This is a genomic window from Streptococcus sp. HMSC066F01, assembly GCF_001837335.1.
Classification (GTDB): domain Bacteria; phylum Bacillota; class Bacilli; order Lactobacillales; family Streptococcaceae; genus Streptococcus; species Streptococcus oralis_S.
The window spans coordinates 399,572-412,442 of record NZ_KV832119.1 but is presented as its reverse complement, the minus strand read 5'-3'; the positions used below and the strand labels follow the sequence as shown (position 1 = coordinate 412,442).

Annotated in this window: 8 protein-coding genes; 7 read left to right on the top strand and 1 reads right to left on the bottom strand. The window is 40.7% G+C overall.

All coding sequences use genetic code 11. From position 1 onward, the window contains the following. Nucleotides 1-193: 193 nt before the first annotated feature. Nucleotides 194-2,476, bottom strand: a complete 2,283-nt coding sequence (locus HMPREF2655_RS09250; protein WP_070838687.1) for a Xaa-Pro dipeptidyl-peptidase — start codon at nucleotides 2,474-2,476, stop codon at nucleotides 194-196. Nucleotides 2,477-2,890: 414 nt separating this feature from the next. Between HMPREF2655_RS09250 and HMPREF2655_RS09245 the strand changes: the two genes are divergently transcribed. The 7 genes from HMPREF2655_RS09245 to HMPREF2655_RS09215 all read left to right on the top strand — a co-directional run bounded on the left by HMPREF2655_RS09245 (nucleotide 2,891) and on the right by HMPREF2655_RS09215 (nucleotide 12,786). Continuing rightward, the gene (locus tag HMPREF2655_RS09245) at nucleotides 2,891-5,992 is read left to right on the top strand and encodes a DNA polymerase III subunit alpha (RefSeq protein ID WP_070657876.1); all 3,102 of its coding nucleotides are present in this window, start codon (nucleotides 2,891-2,893) and stop codon (nucleotides 5,990-5,992) included. An 81-nt stretch (nucleotides 5,993-6,073) separates the two neighbouring features. After that, nucleotides 6,074-7,081 carry a 6-phosphofructokinase gene (gene pfkA, locus HMPREF2655_RS09240; protein ID WP_049500615.1) on the top strand — a complete coding sequence of 336 codons (1,008 nt, stop codon included), beginning with the start codon at nucleotides 6,074-6,076 and terminating at the stop codon, nucleotides 7,079-7,081. Between the two features lie 66 nt (nucleotides 7,082-7,147). Next, on the top strand, nucleotides 7,148-8,653 hold the full coding sequence (gene pyk / locus HMPREF2655_RS09235; RefSeq protein WP_049500613.1) for a pyruvate kinase: 1,506 nt from the start codon (nucleotides 7,148-7,150) through the stop codon (nucleotides 8,651-8,653). Between the two features lie 160 nt (nucleotides 8,654-8,813). Next, nucleotides 8,814-10,073 carry a UDP-N-acetylglucosamine 1-carboxyvinyltransferase gene (locus tag HMPREF2655_RS09230; protein ID WP_049500611.1) on the top strand — a complete coding sequence of 420 codons (1,260 nt, stop codon included), beginning with the start codon at nucleotides 8,814-8,816 and terminating at the stop codon, nucleotides 10,071-10,073. A gap of 15 nt (nucleotides 10,074-10,088) precedes the next feature. After that, on the top strand, nucleotides 10,089-10,640 hold the full coding sequence (locus HMPREF2655_RS09225; RefSeq protein WP_070838685.1) for a GNAT family N-acetyltransferase: 552 nt from the start codon (nucleotides 10,089-10,091) through the stop codon (nucleotides 10,638-10,640). Then, complete coding sequence (gene spxR / locus HMPREF2655_RS09220) at nucleotides 10,633-11,910, top strand: CBS-HotDog domain-containing transcription factor SpxR (RefSeq protein ID WP_070838683.1); 1,278 nt, start codon at nucleotides 10,633-10,635, stop codon at nucleotides 11,908-11,910. Before HMPREF2655_RS09225 ends, spxR begins: the two co-directional genes overlap by 8 nt. Nucleotides 11,911-11,925: 15 nt before the next feature. Beyond that, nucleotides 11,926-12,786: a methionyl aminopeptidase gene (locus HMPREF2655_RS09215; RefSeq protein WP_000631554.1), complete on the top strand. Its 861-nt coding sequence runs from the start codon at nucleotides 11,926-11,928 to the stop codon at nucleotides 12,784-12,786. The last annotated feature ends 85 nt before the right edge of the window (nucleotides 12,787-12,871 follow it).

Below are 12,871 nucleotides of genomic sequence, written 5' to 3'. Positions count from 1 at the left end.
TTGGTTAGGGGTGTTAGTATCTTTTGTCCAAGTTCTATCTAGGGGCTTCTAAAATGCTTTCAGATGAACTGGATTTGATACAAAGTTTATGTTTGATTCGACTGTTCAAGTGGAAAACTTTGGTTATAGGAAGTTCAATGGTCAAATTCATTGACTTTTCCTTTGAATCCTTCCATATTGAAAGTCTGGTAGATTATACCTTTTGACAAGGTAGGATAAGACTAGACTGTGCTAAATCAACAGTCAACTGATAGTCTGTATTATCTCGAATTGTAATCTCAAAGTCTGTGGTGTAGAGAACCAAACGGAGAGTATCTCCTTCTTTAAGTTTGTAGATAGTTGGTTGAAGCTCTAGCTGGAAGTCCATCCATTCATTTGGTTGGATTTCTTCAATCGTCAAGAGATTGGTTCGATTTTGAAGATTTAGGTAGCCTTTGGTGATGACACGTTGGGCACTTGGATTGAATGGCAGTTCGCAGAGATTTTCTAACATGTGGTAACGGCCATTATCAATGGTTCTAGCACTTAAAACCGCTGGATAAGGCTGTAGATATTTCTTTTGTCCAAGTTCTAACAGTTGGGCTGATAATAAGCCCTTGTTCGTACTCGATTTGACACGAAGTTTCAGCTCCACTCGCCCATTTAAGTGAATGTCTTGACTTACTGGAAGGTCAATGATGATCTGATTGGCTTTTCCTTGATAAAGTTCAGTGTTGAAGGTCTGGTAAGTCTTACCATAACGATCAAAATCTTTTTGATCATACTGGTTTTGAATCACTTTTTCCTCATTACCGAGAGAGAAGGTATGCAGTTCATCCTGTTTGCCAAAGTTATCAAGACCTTGCCAGCTTTGCGGTACGGTATTGTCCTGCCAGATGACAGTCGGAAGTTGATAGCTTGAGTCAAGTCCTAACAGTTTCTTACTTAACAAGGCATTCATGGACTCGCGGAAGTCGATCGACTGCCAGTTGTTCATATAGACATGGGCACCATGATGGAAAAAGAGGTGCTTATTGATATGGCTAGGAAGGGCATGAAACATTTGGTAAACATGAAGAGGTTTGACGTTCCAATCCTGGGAACCATGCGTAAAGACGACCTCAGCTTGAACCTTGTGAGCATTGAGCAGATAGTTGCGGTCATGCCAAAACTGATTGTAGTCACCAGTCTTGCGATCGAGTTTCTCTTTAACTTTCTCTAAATCTGCTTGATGAGCTTCATTGCCACGAACATAGTCACCAGCTTGGAGGTTGCGGGAGTAGGTCAATTCAGCAAGTGAGTCAAAATCCTCACCTGGATAGCCACCTGGGCTAGTCACTAGACCGTTTTCTCGATAGTAGTTGTACCAAGAGGAAATACCTGCTTCTGCAATGATGACTTCTAAGCCATCAACACCAGTGGTGGCGAGACCATTGGACATGGTACCGAGATAGGAAATACCTGTTGTTGCGACTTTGCCGTTTGACCAGTCAGCCTTGATTTGGCGCTTGCGCGTGTGGTCCGTGAAAGCACGACAACGACCATTGAGCCAATCAATGACATTTTTATAGGCCTCAATCTGCTGGTAGTTACCATTAGTCATGAGTCCTTGAGAATCTTTGGTTCCAACACCCGATACATAGAGATTGGCAAATCCACGTGGGAGGAAGTAGTCATTGAGTGTGTATGAGCTATTGATATGAGATAGCTTTTCTTCAGCTTCTAAGACGACTTCTGCTTGACCATGAGGTTCGACTAAATTCAGCTTAGGTTCCTCAAGTTCAATGGTGTGGGGCGGTTTGACCTCAAGCTCTCCCTCCATTTTGTAGAGAGCCTTGTCACTGGCTTTGTCGTTAGTCCCTTGGTGATAAGGGCTGGCAGTCATAAGAGCAGGTACTTGACCATCATAACGCGGGCGAATAATGCTGACCTTGACTAAGTCAGGGAGTCCGTCTTTATCAGTATCCACACGACTCTCGACATACACGACTTCACGAATGACATCATGAGTAGAGAAGGTTGCTAAGCTCTTACCGTTAAAGTAGTGGTAGTGATTGTCTTCTGAAATGAGTCCATCACTAACAAGCTGATCGATAAGCGTATTTCCTTTTTTCGTTCGCGTATTGAGCAATTGATAAAGATTTTCAATGAGATCTCCATAAACAATAGAAAAACCAGTTTCTTTACGGAACTGTTCAGCATCCTCAAAGTCAACAAGATAGCTAAATCCTAAAAGTTGAAAAACTACTGTGTAGAAAATCTCCGCAGTTAACTCACGGTCTGACTGGAAAAAAGTTACTAAATCTGTTTCTTTATCCGCAGCCAAAGTCGACAAGGCATAATCCGTGTCAGAATAAGTGAAAAAACTCCAACGAATGAAGTCTTCAAACTGTCTTTTTAAGGACAGTTGGGGTGACAGCTTTAGACCAAGACCTTCTAATTCTGCAAATCGTTGAGAACTAGTGGTTGGTTGATAGCTGAATTGATTAAAACGCATGTTTCTCTCCTTTGAAAACAGACTGGATTTATTATATCAAAAAAGAGGGAAAAATGGAATAAATAAACTTAAATGAAATAAATTTCTTAAACCAGCATATCTATTTGGTAAGTTATTATAAAATGCTGAATAAATACCATAGAAGTAAGCCTTTTTCTAGAGATTTTTATATGTAAAACTGCATATAACTCCTATCTTTATTATTCTTCGTTTGGTATAAATATATCTAAATTTACATTTAAAACTATTATATAATATTAATTTTTTATTTTCTTCCTTTGAAAAATGAAGAATTTAACAGTAAGAAGAGAAGAAGTTTGTAACTGATGATATTGAAAAGAAAGTGCAGAGTTGCTTCAATATCCAGCTTAAAATGGTATAATAGTAGTAAAACGAAAGCAAGGAGGAGAAGAAATGATTGCACAGCTCGACACCAAGACTGTTTATAGTTTTATGGAAAGTGTGGTTTCGATTGAAAAATATGTACAAATGGCTAAAGAATACGGCTATTCTCACCTTGCTATCATGGATGTGGATAATCTCTATGGAGCCTATCATTTTCTAGAAGCAACTCGTAAGCATGGCATTCAACCTTTAATTGGTTTAGAAATGACCTTGGTCAAAGATGAGGAGAATCTCTCTCTACGTTTTCTAGCCCTATCCACTAAAGGTTATCAAGAGTTGATGAAGTTATCCACTTTAAAAATGACTGGACGGAAAAATTGGTCTGACTTCACCTCCCACCTCGAAGATGTTGCTATTATTGTTCCCTATTTTAATGGGGTCGAACAGTTGGATTTGGGGGTTGATTATTTTATCGGTGTTAGTCCAGATACTCCTCAAGAAGTCTTTATAAGACCCATTCTTCCACTCTATCAAGTCAACTCTTTTGAAAAAGAAGACCTACAGGTTTTACAAATTTTGTCAGCAGTCAAGGAAAATGTCAGCCTGAGAGAAGTGGATCTACATTCACAACAGGGGATTTTTTTACCTGCCTCAGACCTGGAAGCACGTTTTATGAATCGCTTCCCTCAGGCTCTTGCCAATCTCCAAGGTCTGATAGAAAATGTTAGCTATCAAATCGACCCAAGTTTAAAACTCCCTCGCTTTAATCCTGAAAGACCAGCGGTCGAAGAACTTAGAGAGAGGGCTGAGAAAGGTTTGAGTGACAAGGGGCTAACCTCAGCTATTTATCATGAGCGACTAAATGAAGAATTAGCTGTGATTCATGATATGGGCTTTGACGACTATTTCCTTGTAGTTTGGGATTTGCTCCGTTTTGGACGTTCCCAAGGTTACTATATGGGAATGGGGCGTGGATCTGCTGTAGGTAGTTTGGTCGCCTACTCACTGGATATTACAGGGATTGATCCAGTTGAGAAGAACCTGATTTTCGAGCGCTTTTTAAATCGTGAGCGTTACACCATGCCCGATATCGATATCGACATTCCAGACCTTTATAGACCAGAGTTCATTCGTTATGTTCGTGATCGCTATGGCAGTCAACACGTGGCGCAGATTGTCACTTATTCGACCTTTGGAGCAAAACAGGCAATTCGTGATGTTTTCAAACGCTATGGCGTTCCAGAGTACGAATTAACAAATATTACGAAAAAAATCAGTTTCCGAGATACGCTAACGACGGCCTATGAAAAGAATTTGCAATTTAGACAGGTCATCAATAGCAAGATTGAATATCAAAAAGCTTTTGAGATTGCTCGAAAGATTGAAGGTTATCCTCGTCAGACCTCTATCCATGCGGCAGGAGTCGTTATGAGTGACCAAGATTTGACGGACTATATTCCTCTAAAATATGGTGAGGATATGCTCATCACCCAGTATGATGCTCATGGTGTTGAAGCCAATGGACTTCTAAAAATGGATTTCCTCGGTTTACGTAACCTGACTTTTGTCCAAAAAATGCAGGAATTGCTTGCGGAGTCAGAGGGTGTTCATCTAAAAATCGAAGAGATTGATCTGGAAGACAGTGAAACTTTAGCCCTCTTTGTAGCTGGAAATACCAAAGGTATTTTCCAATTTGAACAACCAGGAGCCATTCGACTCTTGAAACGAGTTCAGCCGCAAGTCTTTGAAGAGGTAGTAGCAACGACATCCCTCAATAGACCGGGGGCAAGTGATTATATTGATAATTTTGTCGCTCGTAAGCATGGTAAAGAAAAGGTGACGGTGTTAGACCCTGCCTTAGAAGACATCCTTTCATCAACCTACGGTATTATGCTCTATCAAGAGCAGGTCATGCAGGTAGCTCAACGCTTTGGAGGATTCAGTCTTGGTAAAGCCGACATTCTCAGACGTGCCATGGGTAAGAAAAATGCCAAAGAGATGCATCTGATGAAGGAAGATTTTATCACAGGAGCTATGAAATTGGGGCATACAGAAGAAAAGGCCAACCAAGTTTTTGCAGTGATGGAAAAGTTTGCAGGCTATGGATTTAACCGATCCCACGCTTATGCCTACTCAGCACTGGCATTCCAACTAGCTTATTTCAAGACACACTATCCTGCTATTTTCTTTCAAGTTATGTTGAACTATTCTAGCAGTGATTACATTGTAGATGCATTGCAGATGGGCTTTGAAGTAGCTCCCTTAGCAATAAACAGCGTTCCCTATCATGATAAAATTGCTCATAAGAAAATCTATCTTGGTCTAAAAGCCATTAAGGGAATGCCAAGAGATTTGTCTTACTGGATTATTGAAAATCGTCCTTTCTCAAGCATTGAAGATTTCGTCACACGTCTTCCCAAGAATTACAAGAAACTGTCGCTTCTAACGCCTTTGGTTGAACTGGGGCTTTTTGATGAATTTGACAAGAATCGTCAGAAAATCTTAGTGAACCTACCAAACTTATTTGTCTTTGTTGAGGAGTTGGGTGGACTCTTTGCGGATACAAATTATAGTTGGACTGAAGCTGATGATTTTACTGAGGCAGAGAAATTTTACAAAGAGCAGGAACTGATTGGGGTAGGTATCAGTCCCCATCCTCTCCAAACTCTTGCCAAACAAGCCCTATATCCGACCACTCCAATCACTAATCTAACCGAGGGAGCTCAAGCCACTCTCCTAGTTGAAGTGCAAAAGATTAAAGTGATTCGAACCAAGAAAGGCGAGAGTATGGCTTTTCTACAGGTTCATGATAGTAAGTCTCGGATGGATGTAACTGTATTTTCAGACCAATATAGAAAATTTGCTTCCAATTTATCCGAAGGGAAATTTTACTACATCAATGGCAAAGTTCAATCTCGAGATGGTCGTCTGCAAATGATTGCACAAGATTTGAAAGAAGCAGTGGCGGAACGATTCTGGATTCAAGTTAAAAATCATGAAAATGATAAAGAGATTTCAAATATCCTAGAACAATACAAAGGCCCAATCCCTGTCATTATCAGGTATGAAGAGGAAGGAAAAACGGTTGTTTCTACACAACATTATGTAAGAAAAGATTCTGCTCTAGAGGAAAAATTAGAGGGAATTGCTATGAAAACGATTTATCGCTAAAAATACGGAAAATAGAAGAATTTTCGATTTAAATGTGGTATAATCAGTAAGAATGTTAAAAGAAAAAGGAGCATAAACCAAATGAAACGTATTGCTGTTTTGACCAGTGGTGGAGACGCCCCTGGTATGAATGCTGCCATCCGTGCAGTAGTTCGTCAAGCAATCTCAGAAGGAATGGAAGTTTTTGGTATCTATGATGGGTACGCTGGTATGGTTGCCGGTGAAATTTATCCACTTGATGCTGCTTCAGTGGGAGACATCATTTCACGTGGTGGTACTTTCCTTCACTCTGCTCGTTACCCTGAGTTTGCACAACTTGAAGGCCAACTTAAAGGGATTGAGCAATTGAAAAAACACGGTATCGAAGGAGTCGTAGTTATCGGTGGAGACGGTTCTTATCACGGAGCTATGCGCTTGACGGAACATGGATTCCCAGCTATCGGACTTCCAGGAACTATTGATAACGATATCGTAGGGACTGATTTCACAATTGGATTTGATACTGCAGTTACGACTGCTATGGATGCGATTGATAAGATTCGTGATACGTCATCAAGTCACCGTCGTACTTTCGTTGTTGAAGTAATGGGACGTAACGCTGGCGATATCGCTCTTTGGGCAGGTATCGCAACTGGTGCTGACGAAATCATCATCCCTGAAGAAGACTTCAAGATGGAAGATATCGTTGCAAGCATCAAAGCTGGTTATGAATGTGGTAAGAAACACAACATCATCGTTTTGGCTGAGGGAGTTATGTCTGCGAATGAGTTTGGTAAGAAACTCAAGGAAGCTGGAGACACTAGTGACCTTCGTGTAACTGAACTTGGACACATCCAACGTGGTGGTTCACCAACCGCTCGTGACCGTGTATTGGCATCACGCATGGGTGCACACGCTGTTAAACTTCTTAAACAAGGAATCGGTGGTGTTGCTGTCGGTATTCGTAACGAGAAAATGGTTGAAAATCCAATTCTTGGAACAGCAGAAGAGGGAGCTTTGTTTAGCTTAACAGCTGATGGTAAAATTGTCGTTAACAACCCTCACAAAGCTGATCTTGAACTTTCTGACTTGAACAAGAACTTGTCATAATCAACTTTAACTAATCTGGTAAAATGACCATTAAAGGTCGAATTATATAAAGGAGTCACAAAAATCATGAACAAACGTGTAAAAATCGTTGCAACTTTGGGTCCTGCGGTTGAAATCCGTGGTGGTAAAAAATTCGGTGAAGACGGATACTGGGGTGAAAAACTTGACGTTGAAGCTTCAGCTCAAAATATTGCTAAATTGATTGAAGCAGGAGCAAACACTTTCCGTTTCAACTTCTCACACGGTGATCACCAAGAACAAGGTGAGCGTATGGCAACTGTTAAACTTGCTGAGAAACTTGCAGGTAAAAAAGTTGGTTTCCTTCTTGATACTAAAGGGCCTGAAATCCGTACAGAATTGTTTGAAGGTGACGCAAAAGAGTACTCTTACAAAACTGGTGAAAAAATCCGTGTTGCAACTAAACAAGGAATCAAATCAACTCGTGATGTGATTGCTTTGAACGTTGCTGGTGCTCTTGATATCTACGATGATGTTGAAGTTGGTCACCAAGTTTTGGTTGACGATGGTAAATTGGGTCTTCGTGTTTTCGCAAAAGACGATGCAACTCGTGAATTTGAAGTAGTCGTTGAAAATGACGGTATCATTGCTAAGCAGAAAGGTGTAAACATCCCTAACACTAAAATTCCTTTCCCAGCTCTTGCTGAACGTGATAACGATGATATCCGTTTCGGTTTGGAACAAGGTATCAACTTCATCGCGATTTCATTCGTACGTACTGCAAAAGACGTCGACGAAGTTCGTGCAATCTGTGAAGAAACTGGTAATGGTCACGTTCAATTGTTTGCAAAAATCGAAAACCAACAAGGTATCGATAACTTGGATGAAATCATTGAAGCTGCTGACGGTATCATGATCGCCCGTGGTGACATGGGTATCGAAGTACCATTCGAAATGGTTCCAGTTTATCAAAAAATGATCATCACTAAAGTGAACGCAGCAGGTAAAGTTGTTATCACAGCAACAAACATGCTTGAAACAATGACTGAAAAACCACGTGCAACTCGTTCAGAAGTATCAGACGTATTTAACGCTGTTATCGACGGAACTGACGCTACAATGCTTTCAGGTGAGTCTGCAAACGGTAAATACCCACTTGAGTCAGTAACAACAATGGCTACAATTGACAAGAACGCACAAACTCTTCTTAACGAATACGGACGTTTAAACTCAGATACATTCGAACGTAACTCTAAGACAGAAGTTATGGCTTCAGCTGTTAAAGATGCTACTAACTCAATGAACATCAAATTGGTTGTTACTCTTACTAAGACTGGTCACACAGCTCGTTTGATTTCTAAATACCGTCCAAATGCTGATATCTTGGCATTGACATTTGACGAATTAACAGAGCGTGGATTGATGTTGAACTGGGGTGTTATCCCGATGTTGACAGACACTCCATCATCAACTGATGACATGTTTGAAATTGCTGAACGTAAAGCAGTTGAAGCAGGTCTTGTACAATCTGGTGATGATATCGTTATCGTTGCTGGTGTACCAGTTGGAGAAGCTGTTCGTACAAACACAATGCGTATCCGCACAGTACGTTAATCTAACATTAAAACCTATCATTTCAGGCTGAAAAGCTTGAGTGATAGGTCTTTTTTTATCAAAATGAGATGGTATTTAGTAAATAGGAATGGGAAAAAACTGAAAATTATGGTATAATAGAACGAAAAGACCTTTTTAGTAAATTTTGAAAGAGTAAAACATGAGAAAAATTGTCATCAATGGTGGACGTCCATTGCAAGGTGAGATCACCATTAGTGGTGCTAAAAATAGTGTTGTAGCGCTTATTCCAGCTATTATCTTATCAGATGATATTGTCACTTTAGATTGCGTTCCAGATATTTCAGACGTTGCTAGTCTTGTCGAAATCATGGAGATTATGGGGGCGACTGTTAAGCGTTATGAGGATGTCTTGGAGATTGATCCAAGAGGTGTTCAAAACATTCCTATGCCTTATGGCAAGATTAATAGCTTGCGTGCTTCTTATTATTTCTACGGAAGTCTTTTAGGTCGCTTTGGTGAAGCTACAGTTGGCCTTCCTGGCGGATGTGATCTGGGACCTCGTCCAATTGACCTTCACTTAAAAGCCTTTGAAGCCATGGGTGCTAAGGTCAGCTATGAGGGAGATAATATGAATTTATCTGCTCAAGGTAAGGGACTTCATGGCGCAAGTATTTACATGGATACCGTCAGCGTTGGAGCAACGATTAACACGATGATTGCTGCGGTTAAAGCTAAGGGGCGTACTGTCATTGAAAATGCGGCTCGTGAACCGGAAATTATCGATGTTGCTACTCTTTTGAACAACATGGGGGCCCATATTCGTGGTGCAGGAACTGATATTATCATTATTGATGGTGTTGAGAAACTTCATGGAACTCGTCACCAAGTAATCCCAGACCGTATCGAAGCTGGAACCTATATTTCACTTGCTGCAGCGGTAGGAAAAGGAATTCGCATTAACAACGTTCTCTATGAACACTTAGAAGGGTTTATCGCCAAACTAGAGGAAATGGGCGTTCGTATGACGGTCTCAGAAGACAGCATCTTCGTTGAAGAACAGTCCGATTTGAGAGCCATCAATATCAAAACTGCACCCTATCCTGGGTTTGCAACTGATTTGCAACAGCCTATCACGCCACTTTTACTAACTGCCCAAGGTCGTGGAACCATTATTGATACGATTTATGAGAAACGTGTTAACCATGTCTTTGAGTTATCAAAAATGGATGCGGATATTACGACTACAAACGATCACATTATTTACAACGGTGGTCGTAACTTACACGGAGCAAGTGTAAAAGCTACAGACTTGCGAGCTGGTGCTGCACTTGTCATCGCTGGCTTGATGGCTCAAGGCCAGACTGAAATTACGAATATTGAGTTTATCCTTCGTGGCTACTCAGATATTATTGAAAAATTGCGTAGTCTTGGAGCGGATATTACACTCGTTGAAGACTAAGCCGTTGAGGTGATTATGAATATTTGGACCAAATTAGCAATGTTTTCTTTTTTTGAAACGGAGCGCTTGTATTTGCGTCCTTTCTTTTTTAGTGACAGTCAAGCGTTTTTCGAGATTGCTTCAAACCCTGAGAATTTACAGTTTATTTTTCCCAGTCAAGCAAGTTTGGAAGAAAGTCAGTACGCCCTTGCTAACTATTTTATGAAGAATCCTCTGGGTGTTTGGGCAATTTGTCTCCAAGGAAATCAGGAAATGATTGGCTCTATTAAATTTGAAAGAATCGATGAAATCAAAAAAGAAGCAGAAATTGGTTACTTCTTAAAAAAGGATTCTTGGTCACAAGGTTATATGACAGAAGTAGTTACCAAACTATGTCAGCTTTCATTTGAAGAATTTGGTTTAAAACAATTATCCATCATCACTCATCTGGAGAATCAAGCTAGTCAAAAAGTAGCCTTAAAATCGGGCTTTAGCCTCGTCCGACAGTTTAAGGGGAGCGATCGCTATACACGAAAAATGAGGGACTATCTTGAATTTCGATACATAAAAGGAGAATTCAATGAGTAAACACCAGGAAATTTTGTCCTATCTGGAAGAGTTACCAATTGGGAAGAGAGTTAGTGTACGCAGTATTTCCAATCACCTAGGTGTTAGTGACGGAACAGCCTATCGGGCTATCAAAGAAGCTGAAAATCGTGGCATCGTTGAAACTCGGCCACGTAGTGGAACCATTCGAGTCAAGTCCCAGAAAGTGGCTATTGAGAGGCTAACCTATGCTGAAATTGCTGAAGTCACCTCCTCTGAAGTTTTAGCTGGTCAGGAAGGGCTGGAGAGAGAGTTTAGCAAATTCTCCATTGGGGCTATGACAGAGCAAAATATCCTGTCCTATCTCCATGATGGCGGTCTTTTGATTGTAGGTGACCGTACTCGTATTCAACTTTTAGCCTTGGAAAATGAAAATGCAGTCCTCGTTACGGGTGGTTTTCATGTCCAAGATGATGTTCTTGAGTTGGCTAATAAAAAAGGGATTCCAGTTCTAAGAAGTAAACATGATACTTTCACAGTAGCGACCATGATTAACAAAGCTCTCTCAAATGTTCAAATCAAAACCGATATTCTGACAGTCGAGAAGCTCTATCGTCCCAGTCACGAGTATGGTTTTTTGAGAGAAACGGATACAGTCAAAGACTATCTAGACTTGGTTCGTAAGAACAGAAGTAGTCGTTTCCCAGTCATTAACCAACACCAAGTGATTGTTGGAGTTGTTACCATGCGTGACGCAGGAGACAAGTCTCCCAGTACAACGATTGACAAGGTGATGACGCGAAGTATCTTTGTAACAGGCTTAGCGACCAATATTGCCAATGTCAGTCAACGAATGATTGCAGAAGACTTTGAGATGGTTCCCGTTGTCAGAAGTAACCAAACTTTACTCGGTGTCGTAACAAGACGAGATGTCATGGAAAAGATGAGTCGTTCCCAAGTTTCTGCTTTGCCGACTTTCTCCGAGCAAATCGGGCAAAAACTTTCTTATCATCATGATGAAGTCGTCATTACTGTTGAGCCCTTCATGTTGGAAAAAAATGGGGTTCTTGCTAATGGAGTCTTGGCTGAAATCCTCAACCATATGACCCAAGACCTCGTTGTGAATAGTGGACGTAATCTCATCATTGAACAGATGTTGATTTATTTCTTGCAGGCTGTACAGATAGATGATACTCTGCGGATTCAGGCTCGTATTATTCACCACACGAGGCGCTCAGCTATTATTGATTATGATATTTATCATGGGCATCAGATTGTTTCAAAAGCAAATGTTACGGTTAAAATTAATTAGAATCTAGGAGAAAAAATGATAACTTTAAAATCAGCACGTGAAATCGAAGCCATGGACAAGGCTGGTGATTTCCTAGCAAGTATCCATATCGGCTTACGTGATTTGATTAAGCCAGGCGTGGATATGTGGGAAGTTGAAGAGTACGTTCGTCGACGTTGTAAAGAGGAAAATTTCCTTCCTTTACAGATTGGAGTAGATGGTGCAGTCATGGATTACCCTTATGCCACTTGTTGCTCTCTCAACGACGAAGTAGCTCACGCTTTTCCACGTCATTACATCTTGAAAGATGGCGATTTGCTCAAGGTTGATATGGTACTGGGAGGTCCGATTGCCAAATCCGACCTTAATGTATCTAAACTCAACTTCAACAATGTTGAGCAAATGAAAAAATACACCCAAAGTTATACTGGTGGTTTAGCAGACTCATGCTGGGCTTATGCGGTTGGTACACCGTCTGAAGAAGTGAAAAACTTGATGGACGTGACCAAGGAAGCTATGTATATAGGGATTGAGAAAGCAGTTCTTGGCAATCGCATCGGTGATATCGGTGCGGCCATTCAAGAATACGCTGAAAGTCGCGGTTATGGTGTCGTACGTGATTTGGTTGGTCATGGTGTTGGTCCAACTATGCACGAAGAGCCAATGGTTCCTAACTACGGTATAGCAGGCCGTGGGCTCCGTCTCCGTGAAGGAATGGTACTAACCATTGAACCCATGATCAATACTGGTGACTGGGAAATTGATACAGATATGAAGACTGGCTGGGCTCATAAGACTATAGATGGTGGCCTGTCTTGCCAATATGAACACCAGTTTGTGATTACTAAAGACGGTCCTGTTATTTTGACTAGTCAAGGTGAAGAAGGAACGTATTAAAATAAAGGAGCTTAGCTCCTTTTTTTGTGTCAAATTTAGTCAAAATAAATAAACGTAGCAGACTTCTTACAAATTTATTCTTTTG